22 protein-coding genes and 1 tRNA gene are annotated in these 25,068 nt (G+C 64.9%); 11 read left to right on the top strand and 12 right to left on the bottom strand.

Annotated elements, in window-relative coordinates; genetic code table 11:
- The first annotated feature begins 31 nt into the window (after positions 1–31).
- From FJ942_RS10060 to FJ942_RS10045, 4 genes are all read left to right on the top strand, one after another.
- Positions 32–904: a dimethylarginine dimethylaminohydrolase family protein gene (locus tag FJ942_RS10060; protein ID WP_140897603.1), complete on the top strand. Its 873-nt coding sequence runs from the start codon at positions 32–34 to the stop codon at positions 902–904.
- Positions 874–1,545, top strand: a complete 672-nt coding sequence (locus tag FJ942_RS10055) for a TetR family transcriptional regulator C-terminal domain-containing protein (RefSeq protein ID WP_140497252.1) — start codon at positions 874–876, stop codon at positions 1,543–1,545. Before FJ942_RS10060 ends, FJ942_RS10055 begins: the two co-directional genes overlap by 31 nt.
- Positions 1,545–3,125, top strand: coding sequence for a 5-guanidino-2-oxopentanoate decarboxylase (locus FJ942_RS10050; RefSeq protein ID WP_140897601.1), 1,581 nt, complete (start codon positions 1,545–1,547; stop codon positions 3,123–3,125). The genes FJ942_RS10055 and FJ942_RS10050 overlap by 1 nt, the downstream gene beginning before the upstream one ends.
- A gap of 212 nt (positions 3,126–3,337) precedes the next feature.
- On the top strand, positions 3,338–4,045 hold the full coding sequence (locus tag FJ942_RS10045) for an SDR family NAD(P)-dependent oxidoreductase (protein ID WP_140497248.1): 708 nt from the start codon (positions 3,338–3,340) through the stop codon (positions 4,043–4,045).
- Between the two features lie 111 nt (positions 4,046–4,156).
- Here the strand turns inward: FJ942_RS10045 and rpsA are convergent, their stop codons facing one another.
- The 3 genes from rpsA to aroA all read right to left on the bottom strand — a co-directional run bounded on the left by rpsA (position 4,157) and on the right by aroA (position 8,330).
- Positions 4,157–5,854, bottom strand: a complete 1,698-nt coding sequence (gene rpsA / locus FJ942_RS10040; protein ID WP_140497246.1) for a 30S ribosomal protein S1 — start codon at positions 5,852–5,854, stop codon at positions 4,157–4,159.
- Positions 5,855–6,057: 203 nt separating this feature from the next.
- Positions 6,058–6,708, bottom strand: coding sequence for a (d)CMP kinase (gene cmk / locus FJ942_RS10035; protein ID WP_140512881.1), 651 nt, complete (start codon positions 6,706–6,708; stop codon positions 6,058–6,060).
- Between the two features lie 263 nt (positions 6,709–6,971).
- Complete coding sequence (gene aroA, locus FJ942_RS10025; RefSeq protein ID WP_140649465.1) at positions 6,972–8,330, bottom strand: 3-phosphoshikimate 1-carboxyvinyltransferase; 1,359 nt, start codon at positions 8,328–8,330, stop codon at positions 6,972–6,974.
- Between the two features lie 207 nt (positions 8,331–8,537).
- Between aroA and FJ942_RS10020 the strand changes: the two genes are divergently transcribed.
- The 4 genes from FJ942_RS10020 (at position 8,538) to FJ942_RS10010 (ending at position 9,911) form a co-directional block, all read left to right on the top strand.
- The gene (locus FJ942_RS10020) at positions 8,538–8,927 is read left to right on the top strand and encodes a TIGR02300 family protein (protein WP_140497238.1); all 390 of its coding nucleotides are present in this window, start codon (positions 8,538–8,540) and stop codon (positions 8,925–8,927) included.
- A 173-nt stretch (positions 8,928–9,100) separates the two neighbouring features.
- Positions 9,101–9,176, top strand: a tRNA-Ala gene (locus FJ942_RS10015).
- A gap of 56 nt (positions 9,177–9,232) precedes the next feature.
- Positions 9,233–9,388: a hypothetical protein gene (locus FJ942_RS28475; protein ID WP_181168359.1), complete on the top strand. Its 156-nt coding sequence runs from the start codon at positions 9,233–9,235 to the stop codon at positions 9,386–9,388.
- Positions 9,389–9,425: 37 nt separating this feature from the next.
- Positions 9,426–9,911, top strand: coding sequence for a hypothetical protein (locus FJ942_RS10010; RefSeq protein ID WP_140897598.1), 486 nt, complete (start codon positions 9,426–9,428; stop codon positions 9,909–9,911).
- Here FJ942_RS10010 and FJ942_RS10005 read toward each other — a convergent pair.
- The 5 genes from FJ942_RS10005 to FJ942_RS09985 all read right to left on the bottom strand — a co-directional run bounded on the left by FJ942_RS10005 (position 9,901) and on the right by FJ942_RS09985 (position 15,635).
- Positions 9,901–10,419: a hypothetical protein gene (locus FJ942_RS10005; RefSeq protein ID WP_140497233.1), complete on the bottom strand. Its 519-nt coding sequence runs from the start codon at positions 10,417–10,419 to the stop codon at positions 9,901–9,903. The genes FJ942_RS10010 and FJ942_RS10005 overlap by 11 nt on opposite strands.
- The gene (locus tag FJ942_RS10000) at positions 10,412–13,294 is read right to left on the bottom strand and encodes a sarcosine oxidase subunit alpha family protein (protein ID WP_140897596.1); all 2,883 of its coding nucleotides are present in this window, start codon (positions 13,292–13,294) and stop codon (positions 10,412–10,414) included. Before FJ942_RS10000 ends, FJ942_RS10005 begins: the two co-directional genes overlap by 8 nt.
- The gene (locus FJ942_RS09995; RefSeq protein WP_140512890.1) at positions 13,291–13,557 is read right to left on the bottom strand and encodes a sarcosine oxidase subunit delta; all 267 of its coding nucleotides are present in this window, start codon (positions 13,555–13,557) and stop codon (positions 13,291–13,293) included. Before FJ942_RS09995 ends, FJ942_RS10000 begins: the two co-directional genes overlap by 4 nt.
- 70 nt (positions 13,558–13,627) lie before the next feature.
- Positions 13,628–14,881, bottom strand: a complete 1,254-nt coding sequence (locus FJ942_RS09990; protein ID WP_140523508.1) for a sarcosine oxidase subunit beta family protein — start codon at positions 14,879–14,881, stop codon at positions 13,628–13,630.
- 94 nt (positions 14,882–14,975) lie between these two features.
- Positions 14,976–15,635 carry a TetR/AcrR family transcriptional regulator gene (locus FJ942_RS09985; RefSeq protein WP_181169871.1) on the bottom strand — a complete coding sequence of 220 codons (660 nt, stop codon included), beginning with the start codon at positions 15,633–15,635 and terminating at the stop codon, positions 14,976–14,978.
- A 265-nt stretch (positions 15,636–15,900) separates the two neighbouring features.
- Between FJ942_RS09985 and FJ942_RS09980 the strand changes: the two genes are divergently transcribed.
- The gene (locus FJ942_RS09980) at positions 15,901–17,340 is read left to right on the top strand and encodes an aldehyde dehydrogenase family protein (protein WP_140556897.1); all 1,440 of its coding nucleotides are present in this window, start codon (positions 15,901–15,903) and stop codon (positions 17,338–17,340) included.
- 57 nt (positions 17,341–17,397) lie between these two features.
- Positions 17,398–17,979, top strand: coding sequence for a DUF1349 domain-containing protein (locus tag FJ942_RS09975; RefSeq protein WP_140497223.1), 582 nt, complete (start codon positions 17,398–17,400; stop codon positions 17,977–17,979).
- 31 nt (positions 17,980–18,010) lie between these two features.
- Here FJ942_RS09975 and FJ942_RS09970 read toward each other — a convergent pair whose 3' ends face one another.
- From FJ942_RS09970 to FJ942_RS09955, 4 genes are all read right to left on the bottom strand, one after another.
- On the bottom strand, positions 18,011–19,540 hold the full coding sequence (locus FJ942_RS09970) for a mercuric reductase (RefSeq protein ID WP_140512895.1): 1,530 nt from the start codon (positions 19,538–19,540) through the stop codon (positions 18,011–18,013).
- Positions 19,530–20,873, bottom strand: coding sequence for a glucoamylase family protein (locus FJ942_RS09965; protein ID WP_140817804.1), 1,344 nt, complete (start codon positions 20,871–20,873; stop codon positions 19,530–19,532). The genes FJ942_RS09970 and FJ942_RS09965 overlap by 11 nt, the downstream gene beginning before the upstream one ends.
- 213 nt (positions 20,874–21,086) lie before the next feature.
- On the bottom strand, positions 21,087–21,839 hold the full coding sequence (locus tag FJ942_RS09960; protein WP_140512897.1) for an SDR family NAD(P)-dependent oxidoreductase: 753 nt from the start codon (positions 21,837–21,839) through the stop codon (positions 21,087–21,089).
- Positions 21,840–22,024: 185 nt separating this feature from the next.
- Positions 22,025–22,804, bottom strand: a complete 780-nt coding sequence (locus FJ942_RS09955) for a helix-turn-helix transcriptional regulator (RefSeq protein ID WP_140897594.1) — start codon at positions 22,802–22,804, stop codon at positions 22,025–22,027.
- A 110-nt stretch (positions 22,805–22,914) separates the two neighbouring features.
- Between FJ942_RS09955 and FJ942_RS09950 the strand changes: the two genes are divergently transcribed.
- On the top strand, positions 22,915–25,056 hold the full coding sequence (locus FJ942_RS09950; RefSeq protein ID WP_281406728.1) for a hydantoinase/oxoprolinase family protein: 2,142 nt from the start codon (positions 22,915–22,917) through the stop codon (positions 25,054–25,056).
- Positions 25,057–25,068 lie beyond the last annotated feature (12 nt).

The following is a 25,068-nucleotide window of genomic DNA, read 5'->3' as shown; positions in this document are numbered from 1 at the left end:
TCTCGATTTTTTTCAGCTAAAAAGGGCACCGATGAGCGCTTTCGGATCACAGTCCATGGCGGCGACGCTGCGGCGCGTGCTGATGCGGTCGGCGGCCAACGCCATGCGCGACGCCGACAGATCTGCCTGGCACTATGGCCCGGGGTTCAATCCGGCGAAAGCTGCCTCGCAGCACGCGGCCCTTGCTGAGTTGGTAGCGGCTTCCGGCGCTGAAATCGAATGGATCGAAGACAAGGCCGACGGACTTTCGGATTCGGTGTTCACGCACGACCCATCGCTGATGACCGGTCGCGGCGCGCTGATCCTGTCCATGGGTAAGCCACTACGCGCCAGGGAGCCCTCGCTGCATGAGGAAACCTACACAAGGCTGGGCATTCCGATCCTCGGCCGCGTCGAGGCTCCCGGTCAGGTCGAAGGCGGTGATTGTGTCTGGGTAGACGCCCGCACGGTGGCGATCGGGCGCGGTGTCCGCTCCAACCAGGAAGGCATCCAGCAGGTTTCCAACCTGCTGACGCCGCTGGGCGTTTCCGTCTACGGCTTTGATCTGCCGCTGTGGCAGGGCGAAGAGGCGTGCCTGCATCTGATGTCGGTGATCAGCCCGTTGGCGGACGACCTCGCGCTGGTTTATTCGCCGCTTTTGCCGGCCCCGTTCTATCAAATGCTGAAGGCACGCGGCATCCGGCTGGTCGAAGGCGATGCCGAGGAGTTCGCTGCTTCCAACGGCCTCAGCCTTAACGTACTGCCGACCAGCCCGCTCAATGTCATTGCCGTTGCAGGCTTTCCCAAGACCAAGGCCGCGATGGAGGCCGCGGGCTGCATGGTTGAAGTCTTCGAGGCGGATGCGCTCTGCATCGCCTGCGAAGGTGGGCCGACATGCCTGACGCGGCCGATCCTGCGCCAATGAATGCGCCATCCCGCCGCAAGTTCCGTCGCGAGGGCGAGGAGCGGCGGCGGCAGGATCTGATCGAGGCGACTCTGGACAGCGTGGCCGAACATGGGCTGCAGGGCGCCACCTTGCGCACCATCGCATTGCGGGCCGGCGTTACCGCCGGGCTGATCCGGCACTATTTCCCCGGCAAGGAAGAATTGCTGCAGGAGGCCTATACGGCACTGGTCGGCCGCATGACCGAGCAGGCGAAAGCAGCATTGGTCATGGAAGATGCCTCGCCGCGGCAACGCCTTGCGGCTTTCGTCACCGCCAACCTCAACGCGCCGATCATCGACGCGCGGGTTTTTTCGCTCTGGGCAACCTTCATCGGCCGCGCCGGTGCGGATCCGACCCTGGCCCGTGCCCACCGCGAAGGCTATCTCGGCTTTCGCAACGAGGTGGAGGCGGTTGTGGCCGAAGTGCTCGCCGCCGAACAGTGCAAGCCGGACGCAAGCCAGTTGCGCCACCATGCCATCGCGATCAACGCGATCATCGACGGACTCTGGATCGAAGGCTGCCTGGCCGGCGAGATGTTCTCGCCCGGCGAATTGGCGGCGATTGGGATCAAGGCTGTCGAAGCCGAGCTCGGCCTCGAGCCGGAAAGGGGAGAACACTAATGACCACCATTGGCGAAGCGTTGATTTCACTGCTCGAGGCGCATGGCGTCGACACCGTGTTCGGTATTCCCGGCGTCCACACGGTCGAGCTTTATCGCGGGTTGGCGCGTTCGAGGATCCGCCATGTCACGCCGCGCCACGAGCAGGGCGCGGGCTTCATGGCCGACGGCTATGCGCGCGCCGGCGGCCGGCCGGGCGTCGCCTTCGTCATCACCGGCCCGGGTCTGACCAACACCATCACCGCCATGGCACAGGCGCGCGCCGATTCGGTGCCGATGCTGGTGATCTCGGGCGTCAACGCCACGCCGACGCTAGGCAAGGGTCTGGGCTTCCTGCACGAACTGCCGGACCAGCGCGGCATGATGGAAAAGGTGGCGCTGTTTTCGCAACGCATCACCGAGGCCAGCGAACTGCCCGGCGCGCTCGCCCGTGCCTTCGCGCTGTTTTCCTCATCGCGACCGGGCCCGGTGCATATCGAGATTCCGACCGACGTCATGGTCAAGCCTGCCGATGGGATCGCGGCGGTGCTGAGCAACGCCGCGCCACCGGCTGCCGGGGCGACGGCCATCGCCGCGGCGGCCAACCTTTGTGCGGCGGCTAGGCTCCCGCTCATCCTGGCCGGCGGCGGCGCCAAGCGTGCCGAGGATGCGCTGCGGCGCCTGGCCGAAAGGCTGGACGCGCCGGTCGTCGAGACGACCAATGCGCGCGGCCTGCTCCACCGCCATCCGCTCTGCGTACCGGCCAGTCCCAGCCTGAAAGCCGTCCGCGCGCTGATGGGCGAGGCCGATCTGGTCATTGCCGCCGGCACCGAGTTCGGCCCGACCGATTATGACGGCTATGGCGATGGCGGATTTGTCCTGCCGGCCAATCTGATCCGCATCGACATCGGCGCCGATCAGCTGGCGCGCCGTACGGCGACGGTGGCCATCCAGGCCGACTGCGCCGAGGCGATCGAAGCCTTGCTTGCCGCGCTCGGCTCGGTCGACGCGGGCAGGCAGGACGGGAAGAACCGCGCCGCGGCGGCGCGAAAGGCGGCTCGCGCCGAACTGACCCCCGTCCATGCGGCGCAGGTCCATGCGGTGGAAGCCATCCGCGACGCCCTGCCGGGCGCGATCATCGTCGGCGACTCCACCCAGCCCGTCTACGCCGCCAACCTCTATTACGATCACGACCGGCCGGGCGGCTGGTTCAACGCCGCCACCGGCTTCGGCGCGCTGGGCTACGGCCCGCCGGCGGCGGTGGGCGCGGCGCTCGCCATGCCCGACGCGCCCGTCGTTTGCCTCACCGGCGACGGTGGCTTCCAGTTCACCTTACCCGAGCTTGGCGCGGCGCTTGATGCCGCGGCACCCGTTATCTTCGTCGTCTGGAATAACAGGGGCTATCGCGAGATCGAGACTTCGATGCTCGACGTCGGCGTGGAACCCGTCGGCGTGTCCCCGGCACCGCCGGATTTCTGCAAACTGGCCGAGGCCTATGGCATCGGCGCCGAACGGATCGCCGATACCGGCGCCTTGCCACTCGCGCTGAAGCGCGCCCGGGCAACGGGGTTGCCGCGCGTCATCGAAATCACGGTCGATTGAAGCTTCACGCCGGCGTCGATTTTCCTACCTGCATCGTGGTCATTCGCCGGCTTGGCTTTTGCGCGGCAACGGTCGCCGCTGCCCGACACATGCAAAGACGCGACGGCTGCCATGTCGAGATATCAATTGAGTGATCGCACGAAAGGCGCGACGCTTCGCGTCGGCGCGGCGAAACAAGCGACATAATCAAAAAAAGACAGGAGCGGTCCAGGATGACGGAAACACTTCAGGGCAGGCACATCGTTGTGACCGGTGGGACCGGTGCGCTCGGCGGCGCGGTCGTCGGCAAGCTGCTGGGCGAGGGCGCGGTCTGCCATGTGCCGAACGCCCATGCCGCGGCACCTTCGCATTTCCCTTTCACCACCCACGAGAACGTCAGGCTGGCACACAATGTCGACCTGTCGGACTCCGCCAAGGTCGAAGCCTTCTATGCCCAGGTTCCCGCCCTGTGGGGATCGATCCATCTGGCCGGCGGCTTTGCCAAGGCGCCTGTGGAGAAGATCGAATCCGCCTCCTTTGCCGAGATGATGGATACCAATGCCCGCACCGCGTTCCTGTGCAGCCGTGCGGCGGTGCGCTCGATGCTGGCGGCGGGCACCGCCGGCCGCGTCGTCAATGTGACGGCACGCGCCGGGCTTGATCCGCGCCGCGGCTCGGGCATGGTCGCCTATGCCGCCTCCAAAGCAGCGGTCGCGGCGATGACGGTGGCCATGGCGGAAGAGCTGAAGCACCAGGGCATCCTGGTCAATGCGGTGGCCCCCTCGACGCTCGACACGCCGGCCAACCGTGCCGACATGCCGGATGCCGATTTCAGCAAATGGGTCAGCCTCGAAGCGGCGGCCGAGGCCATCGCCTACCTTGCCTCGCCCGCCAACCAGGCGATGAGCGGCACGCTGGTGCCGCTCTACGGTCGCGCATAAGGCGCATAGTTGATTCCGACGATCCTCGGGCTGCGTCCGAGTTTCCGACAAAGAAAAACCCCGCCGGATCGCTCCGGCGGGGTTTTGTTTCGGGCCTGTGCGAAAGGGCGATTAGCTGCCCTGCTTCTTCAGCGCGGCGCCCAGGATGTCGCCCAGCGAGGCGCCGGAGTCGGTCGAGCCGTACTGGGCGACCGCTTCCTTCTCCTCGGCGATTTCCAGCGCCTTGATCGAGACCTGCAGCTTGCGGGTCTTCTTGTCGAAGGCGATGACGCGGGCGTCGACCTTCTGGCCGACGGTGAAGCGCTCGGGGCGCTGCTCGTCGCGGTCACGGGAAAGGTCGGAGCGCTTGATGAAGGTCTCGATGCCGCTTTCCACCAGCCGCACTTCCAGACCGCCATCCTTGACGCCGATGACCTCACAGGTGACGACGGCGTTCTTGCGCAGCTCGCCTGAAGTCGCCGCTTCGCCAACCGTGTCGCGGGCCAGCTGCTTGATGCCGAGCGAGATGCGCTCCTTCTCGATGTCGACGTCGAGCACCTGCGCCTTGACCATGTCGCCGCGATTGTACTCCTCGATCACCTGCTCGCCCGGACGGGTCCAGTCGAGGTCGGAAAGGTGCACCATGCCGTCCACGTCGCCTTCCAGGCCGATGAACAGGCCGAACTCGGTCTTGTTCTTGACCTCGCCCTCGACCTGGCTGCCGACCGGATGGCTGCGAGCGAAAGCCTCCCACGGGTTCTCCAGCGTCTGCTTGAGACCGAGCGAGATGCGGCGCTTGGCCGGATCGACTTCGAGCACCACGACATCGACTTCCTGCGTCGTCGACAGGATCTTGCCGGGATGCACGTTCTTCTTGGTCCACGACATTTCCGAAACGTGGATAAGGCCTTCGATGCCCGGCTCCAGCTCGACGAACGCGCCGTAGTCGGTGATGTTGGTGACGGTGCCTTTGATCTTCTTGCCGATCGGGAACTTGGTGCCGATCTCCGACCACGGATCGCTCTCGAGCTGCTTCATGCCGAGCGAGATACGGTGCGTTTCCTGGTTGATGCGGATGATCTGCACCTTGACCGTCTGGCCGATGTTGAGGATCTCGGTCGGATGGTTGACGCGGCGCCATGCCATGTCGGTGACATGCAGCAGGCCGTCGATGCCGCCGAGGTCGACGAACGCACCGTAATCGGTGATGTTCTTGACCACGCCTTCGACCACCTGGCCTTCTTCGAGGTTCTGCACGATTTCCGAACGCTGTTCGGCGCGGCTCTCCTCGAGCACGGTGCGGCGCGACACCACGATGTTGCCGCGGCGGCGATCCATCTTGAGGATCTCGAAAGGCTGCGGGTTGTGCATCAGCGGCGACACGTCGCGGATCGGGCGGATGTCGACCTGGCTGCGCGGCAGGAACGCCACGGCGCCGTCGAGGTCGACGGTGAAGCCGCCCTTGACCTGGTTGAAGATGACGCCTTCGACGCGCTCACCCTTGGTGAACTTCTCTTCGAGACGCACCCAGCTCTCTTCGCGGCGAGCCTTCTCGCGCGACAGCATGGCTTCGCCAAGCGCGTTCTCGATGCGCTCGACATAGACTTCGACCGTGTCGCCGACCTTGAGGGTGGATTCCTTGCCCTTGGCGCCGAATTCCTTCAGCGGCACGCGGCCTTCGACCTTGAGGCCGACGTCGATGATGGCCATGTCCTTTTCGATCGCGGTGATCGTGCCCCGGACAACCTGGCCCTCGCCGGAATGGCCGGCGGTGAATGATTCTTCGAGCATGCTCGCGAAATCGTCGCGAGAGGGATTTGCTACAGACATTGTTTCTCCTGGAATACCCCGCATCTTTAGCGGGGCGTGCGCCGTGGGTTAGCGTTGCGTTGGCCTGCCGGCGTTCCGGGCAAAGAGCCCTTGGCCGCTTAAGGCGGCAAGTCCGGCGCATGAAGAATGCTGGCAGGCTGGTTCGTGCCCGATATGGGTATTTCCTTTGCCTCCAGCAACGGAAACTCGAGGGAAAACCCGGATCAGGCCTTGTTTCCCTTGGATAGCACGTCGTCGATGACAGTTCTGGCCGCGAGAAACGCGGCTTCTATAGCCATTTCGCTGGTATCAAGCAAGTGCGCGTCGGGGGCAGGCTTCAAGGGCGAGTCGGCGCGGCCCATGTCACGCTCGTCGCGGCGCCGGATATCGGCGAGGATTTCGGTGAAATCAGCCGTGCCGCCGATGCTCTCGATCTCCGCCAGCCGGCGCCTTGCCCGCACCTCGGCGCTCGCGGTCACATAGAGTTTGATGTCGGCATCGGGGCACACCACGGTGCCGATGTCGCGACCGTCGAGCACGGCACCCGGAGGGGATTTGGCAAACTCGCGCTGTTTCTCCACCAGGATGCGCCGCACCGTTGGAAACACCGCGACCTTCGAGGCCGCTTCGCCAACCGCATGCGCCGACAAGACGGCCCGGTCGAGCTTCGCCAGGTCGACTTGGCGCGCGGCCGTCTCGGCCGCCGAGACATTGTCGAGCGGCAAGCCAAGCCGCAGCAAGGCATGGGCGACGGCACGGTAGGTGAGGCCGGTGTCGAGCAGGTTCAGTCGGTAGTGATCGGCCAGACGCCGGGCGAGGGTGCCCTTGCCGGCTCCGGCCGGACCGTCGATGGCGATGGTGAAGACGTGTGTCATTGGCAGGCCAGCATACCTGAAACCGAACAGCGTAGCGGTCCGGAGAGAGCTTGCGATCCGTCGCGCCCCCCTCTGTCCTGCCGGACATCTCCCCCACAAGGGGGGAGATTGGCAGTTCCGACGCCTCGCTCACTTCTGCAACGCGGGCGATTTGCGAAGGCCGCTGTGACGGCTGATCTCCCCCCTCGTGGGGGAGATGTCCGGCAGGACAGAGGGGGGCGCTGTCCTGCCGGCATTTCAGTTTGGCCCCAACCCATCAACTCTCACCCGATCTCCGCCCCAAGCCCCGTCATCAGGCTCATGAACTCCGGGAAACTTGTCGCGATCATGTTGGCGTCGTCGATGGTCACCGGCTTCTCGGTCGCCAGCCCCATGATCAGGAAGCTCATGGCGATGCGGTGGTCGAGATGGGTCTGCACGGTCGTGTCCGGGCCATTGGGGTGGCCGCCGAGCCCCTTGCCGCCGGGCTTTCCGCGCACCGCGAGCGATGCCTCACCCTCTGTGCAGTCGACGCCGTTGAGCTTGAGCCCATTGGCTACCGCCGACAGCCGGTCGGATTCCTTTACCCTGAGTTCCTCCAGCCCCTGCATCAGCGTCTCGCCCTCGGCGAAGCTGGCGGCAACCGCCAGCACCGGATATTCGTCGATCATCGACGGCGCCCGTTCGGCCGGCACGGTGACGCCCTTGAGTTCGGAGTAACGCACGCGCAGGTCCGCGACATCCTCACCGCCGGCGTTACGCGGGTTCAAGATCTCGATCTGCCCGCCCATCTCCTGCAAAGTCAAAAGCAACCCGGTGCGGGTCGGGTTCATCAGCACGTTTTCGATCACGATCTCGGAACCCGGCACGATCAGCGCGGCCACCAGCGGGAAGCCGGCCGAGGATGGGTCGCCCGGCACAGCGATCGTCTGGCCGGTGAGCTTGCCCTGGCCCTCGATGAAGATATGGCGCACGCCGCGCTCGTCGGTCTCGACCGACAAATTGGCGCCAAAGCCTTTCAGCATCTTTTCGGTGTGGTCGCGCGTCATGACAGGCTCGATGACGGTGGTGATGCCGGGCGTGTTGAGGCCGGCGAGAAGCACCGCCGATTTCACCTGCGCGGAGGCCATCGGCACGCGATAGGTGATCGGGGCGGCATGCTTTGGCCCATGCAGCGTGATCGGCATGCGGTCGCCGGGCGTTGCCTTCAGCACCTGCACGCCCATCTGGCGCAGCGGCTCCAGCACGCGGCCCATCGGCCGGCCTGACAAGGAAGCATCGCCGATGAAGGTCGTTTCCATGTCATAGGTGCCGACCAGCCCCATGGTCAGCCGCGAGCCGGTACCGGCATTGCCGAAGTCGAGCGGCCCTTCCGGCTGCAGCAGCGCGCCGTTGCCGGTGCCGCGGATCACCCATTCGTCGCCGCGCTTCTCGATATGCGCGCCCATCGCCTTCATGGCGGCGCCGGTGCGCATCACGTCCTCGCCTTCGAGCAGGCCGGTGATGCGGGTCTCGCCGGAGGCGAGCCCGCCGAACATGAAGGAGCGGTGCGAGATCGACTTGTCGCCCGGCACGCGCGCCGTACCGGAAAGCGCTTGACATTTACGGGCGGTGGCCGGCTTGGAAGCGGCGGCGTGAGACATGGAATTTCCCTGGACGGAATGCCGGCGGGCCGGCGCTTTTCATTTGTTGCGGCGGTCTCGTATCACGGTGGGCCGAAATGGTCATCCCCCATGGTCGACGCTTGACGCTAGGCCTTCCAACGCATGGTTTTGTGACGCCGGCTTTTGGCTTTGACAGCGCTGCAAACAGTGGTTAAGGGGACCACTCTTTTATCGACGAGGCTTGCCGTGGCAAAAACCGAACTTGGCACAAAGCGTATCGACCCTGAAACGGGTCGAAAATTCTACGACCTGAACAAGGACCCGATCGTCTCGCCCTATACCGGCAAGACCTATCCGCGTTCCTATTTCGAGGAAGGCAAGATCGCCGCCCTCGAGGAGGAAGAGGAAGTGGCCGAGAAGGAAGTGGACGCCGAGGACGAGGAGGGCGTAGAAGTCGTCTCGCTCGAAGAGGCTGACGAAGACGTCAAGGGCGACGATCTGCCCGATCTCGGCGACGACGAGGATGATGTCGACCTGGGCGACGACGAGGACGATACGTTCCTCGCCGACGAAGAGGAAGAGGACGACGACGTCGCCGACATGATCGGCGTCGGCGACGACGACGACGAGGTCTGACAAGGCCGGGAACGCAAGCGTTTGGCGGCTTTCGCAGCTTGTGAAGAAAAAGCCGCTGATGAAGGCTTGATATTGACGAAGGGCGGGGTTAGAAGCCGCCTGCACTAACGGCGCGGTCTCCAACCCGCGCCGGATCTCTTCGCCGGAAACGGCGCCGGTTGACTGCCGGAAGTGGGGCCATAGCTCAGTTGGGAGAGCGCTTGAATGGCATTCAAGAGGTCGTCGGTTCGATTCCGATTGGCTCCACCAAACAGTCACTTTTTCAAATTTCGGGGTTGTAGAAACCGGATTCAGCTTCGGAATTGTTGGACATCGCTGCCCGCCGCAGCCTGAAGCGCGCCGCTCAGGCGGTCGACGCGGCGGTTTCGTTCTGGCCGCCCGCTCCACTGATGCTGGGCTGCCTGCCGATTTCGCTGCCGTCGGGCGCGCCGGTGCTTACGCAATATGCGGCCATTGACTAAAACGGTTCTTGTTTGATTCGCTTTGAACGGGACCGTCATGAGCAAAGCCCTCACGTCCTTCGCCCTGGTCGCGGTGCTGACAGTGCTGCTCATGGCCTTGAGCCTGGTGGTGGCCAGGCACGGCTACCCCTACGGTGCGATCGGCGTCAGGCGCCTCGACGGCATTGCCGATGCCGGGATGTTCATACCACTCGCCGCTGTCTATTTCTTCAGCGCGCTGCTGATGATGATCCTGCCGATCAGAGCCGCCAGCATCGTGCTCACCCATGCAGCCGATGCCATCTTCTGGACCGTGATCGTGCTCCTTGCCTCCATCGTAGGCTGTCTCGTCGCCAGATGGGCATTCGGCCAGCGCGACGCCCTATGGGCGCTGCTGAACTGGCGGTTCCTGTTTGCGGCGGCTATCGTCGGTTGCCACTTCGTCATGAACGAGCTTCGCCGCAACGTGCTCTTGCGCAGTCTGTTTTTCGTTGTCTTCGCGGCGGCCACGCTGGCCTGCCTGTTCTGGTCGTTCACGCTCTGAGAGCCGTTTCGATCCACGTCCAGAGATAGGATGCCAGGCCGCGATCGACATGGATGCGCAGTCGGTCCCGGTGGCGGTAGGCGATGGCGCTGACGCCGGCGAAGGAAAGTGCGGCACTGGCGCTTTCCTTGTTTGGGTCAAGCGTTGATCCGCGCGCGATGAAAGCGTCGATCGCCGAGCCTTTGACCTCGAACACATGAAGTCCAGCGCTGATCGCCGTCACCGCGAAACCTTCCGCGCGCCAACCCGCGGCGATGGCGAGCGGTGTGCTCGACACGACGAGCAGGCGGTCGCGCGCCAGACGCGCCGCATAGCGGTCACCTTGCGCGCTGCCAAAGGCGCCCACGCCGTTGCCATCCATGCCGGATCTCCGCGCCCAGGCGTCGAGATTGCCGCTGACCAGCAATTGGTGAAGGCCCGGGATCGTGCGCGCCTCGAGACCCGGTGCACTGATGGTTGCCGACTGCCAGTCCGGCGCTACCGGCCATTTTTGGGCGAGATCACGCATTGAGCCGGTCTCCTGCCGGGTCGAAGGCGCATGGCGAGGTGATCGTCGCCGTCATCGCCTTGCCGAGATGCTGGATTTCGATCGTTTCGCCGTGGCGGGCCGCGCCGCGCTCGATCAGGCCGAGCGCAACCGGCCGGCCAAGCGTGGGGCTCCGGTAGCTCGATGTGACAAAGCCCTGGCTGCGCAGCTTGCCGCCGCTGCGCTTGATGCCATGCGCACCGGTTGGCAGCGGCGCTTCGCCGGACGGCACCGTCAGCCCGACCAGTTGCATGCGGTCGCCGCGCGAAGCCTCTTCGGTGAACAGCGAGCGGCGGCCGACGAATTCGGTCTGGCGCTTTACCCGCGGGGCCTCGACGCCAAGGTCATGCGGCAGCGTGGTGCCGTCAGTGTCCTTGCCGATCACGATGAAGCCTTTCTCGGCGCGCAGGATCATCAGCGCCTCGAGGCCGATGACGACCGCATCGAACGCTTGCCCGGCGTCGCGCAGGCGCGCCCACAGAGGCTCGGCGCGGTCAGCCCGGATGGAGATCTCATAGCTTCTGTCGCCGGTGAAGCTGACGCGGGTGATGCGCAGCTCGTCGCCGGCATAGCTGCCGACGCCAACCGCCATGTGCGGCAGCTCGCCATCGTCGAGCGAAAGGCCGAGATCAACCGTCTCGAGCAGTTTCCGGGCGTTCGGTCCCGAAACGGTCAGGGTTGCCATTTCCGGGGTGGCGTTGTGGATGTAGACCGCGCCGCGCCCGAACCGGTCCTGGCGCCACTCCTCCAGCCGCGCATGCACGGCGGCCACGTGCGAGGACGAGCACGACACGACGAAGCGATGCTCGTCTAGCCGCACCAGCACGCCGTCATCGAAGACCACGCCATTCTCGGACAACATGAAGCCGTAGCGGCAGCGGCCCGGCTTCAGCGTCGACATCGTGTTGTAATAGACGAAATCGATGAACGCGGCCGCCTTGGGTCCGATCACCTCGATCTTGCCCAGCGTCGAGCCATCGAACAATGCGACGGACTGGCGGGCGCGGCGCGCCTCGTCCTGGATCGAGCGATCCGTATCGCCGCCGCCGCCGTAGTGGGCCGGGCGCAGCCAGCCGCCATACTCCTGGAACACGGCGCCGCTGGCACGATGCACGCTCTCCAGCGGCAGCCGCCGCACCGGCGCCATCAGTTCGCCGCTGCGCGCGCCGGCGAAGCTCGCCAGCGGAACCGGCGTGAACGGCGGACGATAGGTCGTGGTGCCGACTTCCGGCACCGTGCGGCCGGTGATCCCGGCCATCAGCGCCAGGCCCGGCAGGTTGGAGGTCTTGCCCTGGTCGGTCGCCATGCCGAGCGTCGTGTAGCGCTTCAGATGTTCGACCGAGACGAAATTTTCGCGCGCCGCCAGCTCTATGTCCTTCACCGTCACGTCGTTCTGGTAATCGATCCAGATGCGTCCCTTCGAACCCGGCGTTGGCCATGCCGCTACTATCCCGCTGGTCGCCTCCGTTCCGCTGCTGCGCGGCACTGCTGCCTTCGTCGGGCCGAGCGACGCGACGGCTTTCTGCGAACCGGCGAATACCTCCGACAACGAAACCGCGCCGGCGGCAGCCCCGGCCACCGCTATGGCCTCGACCGGATCGCCCGGCAGGAAGGCCGCGCGCGCCTCGCTCCAGGCGAGCTTGCCCTTGGCCTGGCCGAAGAGATGGATGGTCGGTGTCCAGCCGCCCGACACCAGCACGCAATCGGCGTCGAGCCTGGTGCCGTCGTCCAGCATCACACCCTCGACGCGCAGCTTGCCGGCCGCGGCGGTGAGCGCGCGGCCCTTGAGCATCCGCACCTTGGCGGGCGCGGCGGGCATACCGTCGCGCCTGATGTCGACAAGCGTGACGTCGGCGCCGGCCTCGGCGGCCGCCTCCGCCACTTCATAGGCGCTGTCATTGTTTGCGGCGACGATGATATGGCGGCCGGCCAGCACCGCATGGCGCCTGAGATAGCTGAGCGCCGCGTCCGCCGAGAGAATGCCCGGCAGGTCATTGTTGGCGAATGGCAGGGGCCGCTCGATGGCGCCCGTCGCCAGCACGATCCGGCGCGGCCTGATCCGCCACAGCGTGTCCGGCCGGCCGTCGAAATGACGCTGGTTAAGCCCGACCAGATTATGGTCGTAGATACCGAATGCGGTGGTCGAAGGCAGGACCAGGTGACCGCCGGCGGAAAGCCCCGCAACCGTCTCCTCGACCCACACGGCCGCCGGCTTGCCGTCGACCTCGCCGGCGCGGTGCCCGAGCGACCCGCCGGGCTTTGGCTGGTCGTCGACCAGCATGACGGAGCGGCCCGCGCCGGCCGCCAGCCTTGCCGCTGCCAGCCCGGCCGGTCCGGCGCCGATCACCAGCACGTCGCAATGATGGTTGATCTGGTCGGCCGGGCCGGGCGACGTCCAGTCCTTGTCGACCTGACCCAGTCCCGCCATGGCGCGAATGCGCGGCTCGAACATGTGCCAGTCCGGCCACATGAAGGTCTTGTAGTAAAAGGCGGCCGGAATGAAGCGGGAAAAGCGGTCGAGGAAGGCGTTGCGGTCGGCCAGCGCATTGGGTGTCGCGTTGACGCTTTTGGCGACCAGCCCGTCGCGCGCCGGCTCGGTCGTCGCGCGCGTGTTCGGCGTCGTTTGCGGGCCGCTGATATCCACCAGCGCGTTCGGCTCTTCGACGCCCGCGCCCCAGATGCCGCGCGGCCGATGGTATTTGAAGCTGCGGCCGACGACCGCGACATCGGCGGCCAGCAGCGCGGAGGCGATGGTGTCGCCGGCGAATCCCTGCACGGTGGCGCCGTCGAAGCTGAAGCGGATCGGGCGCGAGCGGTCGATGGCGCTGCCACCCGTGCTAAGGCGCGAGGCGGTCACGCCGCGTGCTCCCCGCCCAGGGCAGCCGAAGACAGCACCTTGTGCGTAACCGTGTCCCGCTCCATGACGAAGAATTCGCCGCAGTTCATATGCACCCAGATCTCGCGCGCCGCGCCTTTTGGGTTGGAGCGCAGATAGAGGTAGTTGGCCCAGTGCTCGATCGGCACCTCGGCGCCATCAGGCCTGACATTGCCGGCATCGCCGCCATAGTGGAATTCGGTCTCGTCGCGCGGGCCGCAGAACGGGCAAGGGAAAAGCTGCATGGCAAACCTCAGTCGTCGTCTTATGCATGTCGTTGCCCTAAGGCCGCTCGGCACTTTTGCGCGACATGCATCAATGCGCGATGCCGGAACCGGCCGCTTCGTCGATCAGCCGCCCGCTGGCAAAGCGGTCGAGATCGAAGGGGCGGCTGATGTCGTTGTGCCTGCCCGTTGCCAAAAGGTTCGCCAGAAGCGTGCCGCCGGCGGGGATCGCCTTGAAGCCGCCCGTGCCCCAGCCGCAATTGAGGAACAGATTGGGCAGTGGCGATTCACCGATGATCGGCGAGGAGTCGGGCACGACGTCGACGATCCCGGCCCATTGCCGCATCAGCTTCAACTGGCCGAAGATCGGGAACATTTCCAACAGCCCCGCGATCACCCCCTCCAGCGTCGGCAGGTTACCGCGCTGGGCATAGGAGGGAGTGCGGTCGAGCCCGCCGCCGATGACGATCTCGCCCTTGTCGGACTGGCTGACATAGACGCCCGTGCCGGGCGACAGTACCACCGTGTCGAGGATCGGCTTGACCGGTTCGGTTACGCAGGCCTGCAGCGCATAGGAATTGATCGGCAGGCGGAAGCCGGCCTTGGCCGCCAGCACCGAGGAATGTCCTGCCACGGCCATGCCGATGCGGTCCGCGCGGATGGCGCCACGCGTCGTCTGGACGCCGCGGCAGCGGCCGCCCTCGACGATGAAGTCGGTGATTTCGCAGTTCTGGATGATGTCGACGCCGAGTCGGCTCGCGGCCCGTGCATAACCCCAGGCGACCGCGTCGTGGCGCGCGGTGCCGGCCCGGCTTTGCCAGATGCCGCCGAACACGGGAAAGCGCGCATTGGCCGTGAAATTGTAGATCGGCGCCACCCGGCGCACATCCTGGGGCGAAAACAGCTCCGCATCGATGCCGTTGATCTGCATGGCATTGACTGTGCGTGCCCCGGTCTCCATTTCGGCGGTCGAGTGGCACAGGCTGACCATGCCGCGCTGCGACAGCATGACGTTGTAGTTGAGGTCCTTCGACAGTCCCTCATAGAGCCGGTGCGCCAGCCCATAGAGCTCGACGCTCTGCGGATAGTAATAGTTGGAGCGCACCACGGTCGTGTTGCGGCCGGTATTGCCGCCGCCGATCCAGCCCTTTTCCAAAACCGCTACTCTGGCGATGCCGTGATTCTTCGCCAGGTAATAGGCCGTCGCCAGCCCGTGGCCGCCGCCGCCGATGACGATCGCGTCGTAGGACGGCTCCGGCTCGGGCGAGCGCCAGGCCGGCTCCCAGCCGGTCTGGCCGGCGAGGCCTTCCTTCAAGAGCGACAAAGCGGAATAGCGTCTGGTCATGGCGTGCTGGAGGAGGTTGGTTCAATGGGCTGAGGCGTAACGCTATTGTACATATATGTCTAGTTCGTGCCGTGATGTAAAAGCGCGGCTGTCGCTAACGGCTGCGCGAAAGCGTTTCCTCGACATAGCGCGAAAAATCCTCGACGTCCTGTGCCGTGGGCTCCTGGCCGGTGAAGCTGCGCAGATAGGACGCGACGTGCGGCAGACGGCTGCTCATCGGTTCATCGAGCTCGAGCGAGTAGTAGCCGATCTGCATGAAATAGAGCACGCGGGCGCGCACGAAGGCGTCTTCCTCGTCATAGCCGTGGCGCCTGAACATGTCGCGAATGGCGTCGACGCGCTCCTCGTCGGCGTCGTCGAGAGCCCGCCTGATGACGGGCGATCGCCGGGCCCACGCCCTGATCGCGAAATCCAGCTGCGGATCGAACAGCTTCTCGTCCACCCAGCACTCGAAGATGCTCATCACCCCGCGGATGACGGTCGCGGAAGGCCGCGCGGCGCGTTCGACGATGAACCTTGTATTGGTCTGCCGCCAATAATCCAGCAGTTGGTCGAGCAGGTCCTGGCGGCTCTTGAAGTACCAATAGAAACTGGAACGCGACACATCGAGCTTCTGGCCGAGCGTCTGCACACGGACGCTTTCGACGCCGTCCGAAATCAACGTTTCAAGCGCGAGCTTGAGCCAGTCTTCCCGGGTGACCTTGATGTTGCCGGTGGCGCCGGCGCGCTGGGTTGTCGTGTCGGTGGCTTCCATCGGCACGACGCATGACACGCCGCCCCGGGCAAATCAAGACTATGGACATACATGTACAGACCCGTTTCGTGGTGATTGGAACGATGTGTCGCCGAACCTGTTGGGCCAAGGACGATGCGACGCGGGCAGCAGGTCGCGCGGGGCCGCGAACCGAGAGACTTTGTCGCGGCCGTCCGCGCAAAGCGTGCTTTCCCGCAGCGCAATTGTCTGGCAAATACAATCACACAGATGCCGCCGCGCGGCGAACCAGCAGGAAAGACACGACATGGCACCGCTTCGACAGAACCTCATCGACGGCGAGTGGGTCGGCGATGCCGGCTCCCGCAACATCAACCCGTCCGATACCGGCGACATCGTCGGCGAATACGCTTCCGCAGGTGTCGAACATGCGGCACAGGCGATCGCCGCGGCCAAGGCGGCCTTTCCCGCCTGGTCGCGCTCGGGTCTGCTGGTCCGTCACGCGGTGCTGAAGAAGACGTCGGACGAGATCCTGGCGCGCAAGGACGAGATCGGCCGCAACCTTGCGCGCGAGGAAGGCAAGACGCTGGCCGAAGGCATTGGCGAGACCATTCGAGCCGCCCAGATCTTCGATTTCTTCGCCGGTGAGACACTGCGCCTCTCGGGCGAAGTCGTGCCTAGCGTGCGGCCGGGCGTCGGTGTCGAGATCACGCGCGAAGCGGTCGGCGTGGTTGGCATCATCACCCCTTGGAACTTCCCGATCGCCATTCCCGCCTGGAAGATCGCTCCGGCGCTTGCCCACGGCAACACCATCGTCTTCAAGCCGGCGGATCTCGTTCCCGAGAGCGCCTGGACCATCGTCGACATACTGCACCGTGCCGGCCTGCCCAAGGGCGTGCTCAACCTCGTCATGGGCAAGGGCTCGGTGGTCGGCCAGGCGATGCTTGACAGCCCGGACATCAACGCCATCACCTTCACCGGCTCGGTTGGCACCGGCAAGCGCGTCGCCGCGGCGAGCGTCGAGCACATGCGCAAGTTCCAGCTCGAAATGGGCGGCAAGAACCCGCTGGTGGTGCTCGATGATGCCGACCTCGCTACGGCTGTGGATTGCGCGATCAACGGCGCTTTCTTCTCGACCGGTCAGCGCTGCACGGCTTCGTCCCGGCTGATCGTGACGAACGGCATTCATGACCGTTTCGTCGAAGCGCTCAAGGAACGGATGGACAAACTGGTCGTCGGCGATGCGCTCGACGCGCAGACCCAGATCGGTCCCGTCGTCGATGCGACGCAGCTCAAGCAGGACGAAGACTACATCGCCATCGGCGTCAGGGAAGGCGCCACGCTCGCCTTCGGCGGCGAGCGGCTTGACCGCAAGACGCCGGGCTTCTTCCTGCGGCCGGCGCTGCTGACCGATGCCACCAACGCCATGCGCAGCTCGCGAGAGGAGATTTTCGGACCTGTCGCCAGCGTCATCCGCGTCAAGGACTATGACGAGGCGCTCGCCGTCGCCAACGATACGCCATTCGGACTGACGTCCGGCATCTGCACGTCCAGCCTCAAGCACGCCACGCATTTCAAGCGCAATTCGGAGGCCGGCATGGTGATGGTCAACCTGCCGACGGCGGGTGTCGATTTCCATGTTCCCTTCGGTGGCCGCAAGGGCTCGAGCTACGGTCCGCGCGAACAGGGCCGATACGCCATGGAATTCTACACCACCGTGAAGACCGCCTACACGTTTGCAGGCTGATCGGGGCGCCGGCTGACCGGGCCGGCGAAGCCTTCGCGTGCACCAAGAGACAAGGCGATGACAGTTCAAGACAAGGATCTGACCTGGCTCAATCCGCCGCCGCATCATTCCATCGACGGCGATGCGGTTCATGTGCGCACCGGCAAGGAGACGGACTTCTGGCGCGAGACCTTTTACGGTTTCTGGCGCGACAACGGCCATTTCCTCTACAAGCGCGTAGAGGGCGATTTCACCGCGGAAGTCACCGTCAACGGACGCTATGAGGTGCTCTACGACCAGGCGGGGCTGATGCTCCGCCTCAGCGAAACGCATTGGATCAAGGCCGGCATCGAATATACCGACGGCGTGGTGTACTTCTCGGTTGTCGTCACCAACGATGCCTCGGACTGGTCGTTGGCCACCATTCCGGCCGGTCCGGATGGCGTCGCGATCCGGTTGACCCGCCATGCCGAGACCATCCGCGTCCAGTACCTGGATGTCTCCGACGGTCATTGGAAGCCGGTGCGGCTCGCCTACTTCCCGGTCTCGAAGGCGGTCGATGTCGGCATGATGTGCTGTTCGCCGCAGCGCGAAGGCTTCGAGGTCACCTTCACCGGCTTTTCGGTCGGCCCGCCGATTTCGCGGGACCTGCACGGCTGAAGCCCGCGCCAACGCCGACGGGACACAAGTGTCATCGCCTGGACCACGCCAGCCAGCGTGCCGCCAGATGCCTCCACAAAGGGGTGAACCGCGTTCGCCGGTAAGCGTCGCCGGCCATTTTGATGCCTTGCGCCTGTGTCGGGAAGGGATGGATGACGTCGGCCAGCGCGTGCAATCCCATGCCCGACCTGATGGCGAGCGACACCCCGTTGATCATCTCGCCGGCATGGGCGGCGACCACGGTCGCACCGAGGATGCGGTCTGATCCTTCCCTGACATGGATTTTGACGAAACCCTCTTCCTCGCCGTCCATCACCGCGCGGGCGACATCGTGCATCAGCACCGTATAGGTCTTGACCGGAATGCCGTCGCGGCGCGCCTCCACCGGATAGAGGCCGACATGGGCGATTTCCGGATCGGTGTAGGTGCACCACGGAACCACCAATTCGCTCAGCCTCTTGCGCCCGAGAAACAGGGCGTTCTGCACGACCATGCGGGCTGTTGCTTCAGCGGTATGCGTGAATTTGTAGTCGAGGCAGACATCGCCCGCCGCATAGATGCGCGGGTTTGAGGTCCTGAGATAATCGTCCACCTTGATGCCTTTGGCATCGTGGGCAACCCCCGCCTCGTCGAGGCCAAGACCGTCGACATTGGGCGAGCGGCCTATGCCGGTGATGATCTCGTCGACGGAAATCGTCATCATGTCGCTGTCCCGCACCAGGTCGGCGAGCTTCTTGTCGCCGTCCCTGCGCACCGCCACCACTTCGGTGTTCAGTCGGACCTCGACCCCCTCGCGCGCCAGCGCTTCCGAAAGGATCTGCGCGGCGTCGCGTTCCTCGCCGGGCAGGAACATCGGATCGCTCTGCGCCAGGATGACCTTCGCGCCGAGCAGGCAGAAGGCCTGCGCTGTCTCGCAGCCAAGCGGCCCGCCGCCGATGACCAGCAGCCGCTTCGGGCAGTCGACAAGGTCGAACATCGTCTCGTTGCTGAGATAGCCGGCCTCGACCAGGCCGGGAATGGATGGAAACTCCGGCCTCGCGCCTGTCGCAATCAGCGCCTTGCGGAAGCGCAGCGTGGTTCCCGCGACGGTCACGCAATCGCTTCCCTCGAACCGGGCTTCGCCGAAATGAACGTCGATGCCCAGCGCAGCAAGCGCCTCAGCGCTGTCGGCATGGCTGATCCGTTGCCGGATGCGCCGCATCCTGGTCATCGCGCGCTGGAAATCGACGCGAAGATGGTCCGGCGCATCGGCTCCGAAATTCTCGGCATCGCGCATGTCGGCATAGAGCCTGGATGTACGGATGATCGACTTGGACGGGATGCAGCCGGTGTTGATGCACGTGCCGCCGATCAACCCGCGTTCGATCAGCGCCACTTTCGCGCCGAGGCTTGCCGCTTCGGTCGCGGCAGTCAAGCCGGCAGGCCCGGCGCCGACGACGACGAGATTGTATGGTCCGGTGGGCGGCGGGTTTCGCCAATGCGGCGGATGGGCGCCCCTGACCAGCTCGACATCATTGTGGTCGGCCGGAAAACCGGCAGCTTTCGTCCCTTCAAGCGACATCGCGGCCATCCGGGCTTGCCGGCTGCGACAGCCATCCGCCTGTGAACCCCGCCTTGTTAAGGCCGCGGCGGATGTACTGGTTGGAACGCATCAGCTCCCACACCAGGCGCGAGCGGTGGTTCTCGATCATCATCACCACGATGCCCTGGTCGAGGCCGAAATGGCCTTCCGACACCCAGCCGTCGCGGCCAAATTTTCGCCGGTTGGCCAGCGTCGGGTTGAAGCCGCTCGGCAGCCGGAAATTGTCGATCACCTGGGGGTAGCGATCCGCGAGATGGCGCAGCGCCGCCATGCAGATATCAGGCGCAAAAGGCAGCGACGCCGGATAGGACCACGGCGCGATCGTGCCGTCGTCCGGCCCGAAAGGCGCACCGCGCGCGACGTAGCCGGAAAACCGGCGCCGCCGCCGTTGTATGCTGCTGCGAAAGCCGCCCGGTCCGTCCCCGGCCGAAAGCCCCCAGAGGTTCTCTCCGTATCCATCATAGCCATGGGGGTTGTGCCGAGCATAGTCGCGGTGGAGGTAGGTCGAGCGGCGGCTGTTTTCGAAATAGTCCGAATTCTTCTCGCGCATGAAAGCGTCGCGGATGCCGGCGAAGTCGATCCAGGCGTGTGAGAACTGGTGCATGAACAACGGACCGCCATAAAGCACGTCGTAGCCGTAGATGTTTTCCCACTGATAGGTCGCCGTCCAGCCCGCGTAGCTGTCGTCGGACGTCGGGCTGTCGGGCGAGGCCATCGACAGGACATAGAGGATCGTCGCCTCATTGTAGCCTTCCCAGCCATAGTGGAGAAAGCCGCTCTTCGGTTTCCAGCCCTGTCGCAACGTCGGACTACTGCCTTGCGCCCATCGCCAGTCGACGCGCCGGTAGAGCGCCTCGGCCAGCCGGCGGATTTCGGCTTCCTCGTCATTGTCGCCCCGGAAATAGGCGCCCGCCACGAGAATGCCGGCCATCAGCAATGCCGTATCCACCATTGACAGTTCGCAGCGCCACACCCGAAGTCCGGTGCGAATGTCGAGGAAATGATAGTAAAAACCCTTGTGGCCGGTGACATCAGCGCCACTGCCTTGCGTGCTGGTCCAGAAGAAACGCAGCGCGGCGAGCGTCAGCTCCACCGCTGCTTCCCGCTCCATCCAGCCGCGATCGATCCCGATCGGATAACAGGAGAGCGCAAAGCCTACGACCGCGATGCTGGCCGGTGAATTCGGCCGCGACGTGTCGGCGACCAGCCCGTTTTCGGGGTTCACGTTTTCCAGAAAATAGCCGAAGGCCGCGCGCTGGAAACGATCCAGAAGGTCGTCGTCCGACAGGATGGCAAGCTCGACCTTAAGCAAATGCGGCAAGCTCCGGTCCGGTCGTCGCGATTGTCGGAGAAAGGTGCAGGAATTGCGCGCGGGCCGAACTGTCACGCCTGGTCATGTCTTCGCCCTCATTGTTGCCGTTGCCGGGTTCCGGCTTCGGCCACTGTACGCTTGTCCAGCTCCGTTGGTTGCTTCCTCACGCGCAATTGTAGTGGCTTGCCGCCAGCCGGAAAGCGCCGCACCACATCAGTAGGTGGCGCGGCCGCCGGAGACGTCGAAGACGGCAGCCGTCGTGAACGAACATTCCTCCGAGGCGATCCAGCAAATCAGCGCCGCCACCTCGTCGAGCTCGCCAAAGCGCGCCATCGGTATCTTGGAGAGCATGAAATCGATATGCTCCTGGCTCATCTGCTTGAAGATCGCCGTGCGCACCGCCGCCGGCGTGACGCAGTTCACGGTTATGCCGGTCTTGGCCAGTTCCTTGCCGAGCGATTTGGTCAGGCCGATCACCGCGGCCTTGGATGTGCTGTAGGCGGAAGCGTTGGGATTGCCTTCCTTGCCGGCGATCGAGGCGATGTTGACGATGCGGCCGTAATTGCGCTCCAGCATGTGCGGGACGAGCGCCTTGTTGCAGTAGAAGACACCGTTGATGTTGATGTCGATGACCAGACGCCAGTCCTCCACCGGATAGTCCCAGGCGGTCATGTTGGGACCGGTGATGGCGGCGCTGGTGATCAGGATGTCGACCCCGCCATGCGCCTCGATCGTCGACCGCGCCGCCCGATCCACCGCCGCCGGGTCGGCGACATCGACGGTCTGGCCATGCAGCGCTGGGATCGAAGCCCTGGCCGCTTCGATCTGGGCGGGATCGCGGTCCCAAACCGAAACGCGCCCGCCTTCTTGGATCAGCCTCTGTGCGACGGCGAGGCCGATGCCGGATGCGCCGCCCGTAATCACCGCCGAGCGTCCGGCAAACCGTTCCGCGAAAATCGTCGGCATCTCATTTTCCCCTGTCCTGGCGCAAATCGGCTCCGCTCGGCGAAACCATGTTCGGGGGTGACTGTGAGGTCGCCGCCGGCCAAGTTCAAGCCGGCATGCACCTCGATCGTCTGGGCCAATCCCTGAGGCGCGTTATGCCGGGCTCCCCTCGATCTGCCTGTCCAGCGCTTGCACCAGCGCCAGGCCTATTTGTCCGAGCGGTACAGGAAGAACTGCAGGAACAATTCCCGCTCGGTGGTGATGTCGAGTTTCTCATAGATGCGCCGGCGATGGTTCTTGACCGTGCCGACGGTGATGCCGAGCCGCTCGGCAATGTTGGCGGTCGGATGGCCGGTCAGGATCAGTTGCACGAGCTCCCTTTCCCTGAGCGACAGTTCCGGCCACAGGCTCGCTGGAATTGTGGGCTGCTGGCGCGGCGAGGCGCCGGGGCTGGAGGGCGCCGAACTGCGCGAGAAATCGCTTCCACGCGCCTTGATGTCGAGCGCGTGCAGCGCCTCGAACACCGGCAGCCGCTCGGTCAGCAGGGCGATCTCGTTGTCCTTGAACGCTGTGGTCGAACGATCGAGGAAAATGCCGAGGCACCAGTCGCCGCCATCGGCCAGCATGATGCCGACTTCATCGCAGATCTCCGATTGCGCGAGGAAGCCGGCTATGTACTGGCCGCGTTTGGCCTCGTCGTCGGCCAGCCGCTTGAGCGGCATGATGCCCAGCCGGCGCTCGCGCCGCCAGGAAGCGTAGAAGGGGTCGAACACGTAGTAATTATCAAGGTAGCGCCGCACCATCTCGTCGGAGAAGCGCCGGTGCTTGACGAATTGCGGCGTCTGCGTCGCCGAATAGCGCGTCACCGTCACCAGGTCATGCGCGATGTCGGCGCCGATCAGGTCGATCAGGCAGTCGACATGCCTGTCGGTGCCGGTGGCAGCGATCGCCATGGCGAGCGGCGCCCAGATGTTGCCCATGCGCATGCCTCTTTTTCGGCGACGAGCTCCCGCCCGTCATTGTGCCTTTAGGCATATGGCGCGATCCGGTCCCGCGAATCTAGCCTGTGGTCATGCTCGGCAAGGGAAGGCGACCCGTGGACCATATCTCTACCAATCCCATCGTCATCGGCATCGACGCCGGCGGCACCATGACCGACACCATCCTTGTCGATCAGGACGGCCGCTTCAAGATCGGCAAGTCGGCAACGACGCCGAAGAACGAGGCCGAGGGGTTCCTCGCCTCGGCCGAGGACGCGGCGGACGCCTGGGGCATCTCGCTGGAGGCCCTGTTTTCGGGCGTCAATGTGGTGCTCTATTCCGGCACCGGCATGCTCAACACGCTGCTGTCGCGCACCGGCAGGAAACTCGGCCTGATCACCACCAAGGGCCTTGAGGACATGATCCTGATGGGTCGCGGCCTGCAGGCCTGGGCCGACTATTCCTATGCCGACCGGCTGCACGCTGTGACGCATCATCATCCCGATCCGCTGGTGCCGCGCCGACGCACTCACGGCGTCACCGAGCGCATCGACCAGTTCGGCGACATCATCCTGCCGCTCTACGAACATGAGGTCCGTGCCGCGGCGAAAAAACTGATCGCCGACAAGGTCCAGGCGGTCTGCATCATGACGATCTTCTCGCATGTCAATCCGGTGCATGAGAAGCGCATCGCCGAGATTTGCCGCGAGGAGATCGCCGCCGCCGGAGCCGACATCCTCGTCTACAGCAGCCATGAGGTGCGCCCGGTCATCCGCGAGCAGTCGCGGCTGAACTCGGTGCTGATCGAGGCCTACGCCACCTCGCGCGGCCGCAAGCAGCTCAAGGGGATCGAGGACGTCTCGAAGAAATACGGCTTCAGATATGGCGTCCAGACGCTGCTCTCCTTCGGCGGCCTCACCTCGATCAATCATCCGCGCCTGCACGAAACCATGATCTCGGGTCCGATCGGCGGCATTCTGGGCGCGGCTTATGTCGGCAAGCTGATCGGCAATGACTCGCTGATCTGCTCCGATATGGGCGGCACCTCCTTCGACATGGGCGTCATCACGCGCGGCCAGACACGGATCGAGAACGAGCCGCTGATGGACCGGTTCAAGCTGAACGTGCCGACGCTGCATCTCGACACGATCGGCGCCGGCGCCGGCATGATCCTCAAGGTCGATCCGCTGACGAAGAAAGTCTCGCTCGGGCCGGAAAGCGCCGGTGCCGATCCCGGCCCGATCTGCTTCGCCAGGGGCGGCACCGAGCCGACCATCGCCGATTGCGACGCCATCCTCGGTCGGCTGAACCCGCATTATTTCCTCGGCGGCAAGGTCGTGCTGCAGGTCGAGAAGGCGCGCAAGGCCTTCGAGGAAAAGTGCTCCCGTCTGCTCGGCGTCGGCGTGGATGAAGCCGCCGAAGGCATGATCGACATGCTGGAAGCAGACGCCAACAACGCGCTGCGCCGCGTCATCTCCGGCCAGGGCATCCATCCTTCGGAGTTCACATTGCTTTCCTATGGCGGCTCGGGGCCGTTGCATCTGGCCGGCTGCTCCAGGGGCATCGGCTTCAAGGATATCATCACCTTCCAGTTCGCGGCCGCCTTCTCCGCCTTCGGCTGCACCACGGCGGATTTCATGCGCCGGCATTCGGTATCCACGCAGATCGACATCGGCGCGCGCGCAAGCGAGGCCGAACTGCTGGCCTTCGGTGCCAGAGTGACCGCGGTCTGGGACGATCTCACCAGGGCCGCGGTCGACGAGATGGTGGCCGACGGTCATGCGCTGGACAAGATCAGGACGGTGCCGTTCCTGATGATGCGCTATACCGGCCAGCTCGAGGACGTCGAGGTGATGGCGCCCCTATCGGCCATCAATTCGGCCGACGACATGCGCAAGGTCATCGACGAGTTCGAAGCGGTCTACGCCAAGGTCAACCATCGCGTCTCGCGTTATGGTGAAGCCGGCTTCTCGATCACCGAACTCGGTCTCATCGCCACCGCCGACAAGGTCAAGCCCGTGCTGCTCAAGCGGCCGCTCGGCCCCTCAAGCCCCGCATCCGCGCACAAGGGCGTGCGCGAGGCCTATATTGGCGGCCGCTGGCACAAGGCCGATCTCTACGAGATGGATCTTCTGCTGCCGGGGCATGAGGTGACCGGCCCGGCCATCATCGAACACCCCGCCACCACCCTCGTCGTCCATCCGCGGGACCGTGTCTTCGTCGACGAATGGACGCTGCTCCACTACTCCCACGCTTGAGAGGGCGAACGC

Origin of the sequence: Mesorhizobium sp. B2-4-2, from assembly GCF_006442845.1 — a bacterium.
In the GTDB taxonomy this organism is placed as follows: Bacteria; Pseudomonadota; Alphaproteobacteria; order Rhizobiales; family Rhizobiaceae; genus Mesorhizobium.
The sequence above is the reverse complement of the archived record's forward strand: the minus strand, read 5'-3'. Positions and strand labels throughout refer to the sequence as shown.

Coding starts and splice junctions, on each gene's coding strand:
- cmk (WP_140512881.1), bottom strand. CDS start 6,708: ATGACACACGTCTTCACCATCGCCATCGACGGTCCGGCCGGAGCCGGC.
- FJ942_RS09985 (WP_181169871.1), bottom strand. CDS start 15,635: ATGGAAGCCACCGACACGACAACCCAGCGCGCCGGCGCCACCGGCAAC.
- FJ942_RS09995 (WP_140512890.1), bottom strand. CDS start 13,557: ATGCAGCTTTTCCCTTGCCCGTTCTGCGGCCCGCGCGACGAGACCGAA.
- FJ942_RS09955 (WP_140897594.1), bottom strand. CDS start 22,804: ATGCGCATGGGCAACATCTGGGCGCCGCTCGCCATGGCGATCGCTGCC.
- FJ942_RS09975 (WP_140497223.1), top strand. CDS start 17,398: ATGACAGTTCAAGACAAGGATCTGACCTGGCTCAATCCGCCGCCGCAT.
- rpsA (WP_140497246.1), bottom strand. CDS start 5,854: ATGTCTGTAGCAAATCCCTCTCGCGACGATTTCGCGAGCATGCTCGAA.
- FJ942_RS10050 (WP_140897601.1), top strand. CDS start 1,545: ATGACCACCATTGGCGAAGCGTTGATTTCACTGCTCGAGGCGCATGGC.
- FJ942_RS09990 (WP_140523508.1), bottom strand. CDS start 14,881: ATGACCAGACGCTATTCCGCTTTGTCGCTCTTGAAGGAAGGCCTCGCC.
- aroA (WP_140649465.1), bottom strand. CDS start 8,330: ATGTCTCACGCCGCCGCTTCCAAGCCGGCCACCGCCCGTAAATGTCAA.
- FJ942_RS09970 (WP_140512895.1), bottom strand. CDS start 19,540: ATGTCGCTTGAAGGGACGAAAGCTGCCGGTTTTCCGGCCGACCACAAT.
- FJ942_RS10060 (WP_140897603.1), top strand. CDS start 32: ATGAGCGCTTTCGGATCACAGTCCATGGCGGCGACGCTGCGGCGCGTG.
- FJ942_RS09980 (WP_140556897.1), top strand. CDS start 15,901: ATGGCACCGCTTCGACAGAACCTCATCGACGGCGAGTGGGTCGGCGAT.
- FJ942_RS10045 (WP_140497248.1), top strand. CDS start 3,338: ATGACGGAAACACTTCAGGGCAGGCACATCGTTGTGACCGGTGGGACC.
- FJ942_RS09960 (WP_140512897.1), bottom strand. CDS start 21,839: ATGCCGACGATTTTCGCGGAACGGTTTGCCGGACGCTCGGCGGTGATT.
- FJ942_RS10005 (WP_140497233.1), bottom strand. CDS start 10,419: ATGCGTGATCTCGCCCAAAAATGGCCGGTAGCGCCGGACTGGCAGTCG.
- FJ942_RS10055 (WP_140497252.1), top strand. CDS start 874: ATGCCTGACGCGGCCGATCCTGCGCCAATGAATGCGCCATCCCGCCGC.
- FJ942_RS10010 (WP_140897598.1), top strand. CDS start 9,426: ATGAGCAAAGCCCTCACGTCCTTCGCCCTGGTCGCGGTGCTGACAGTG.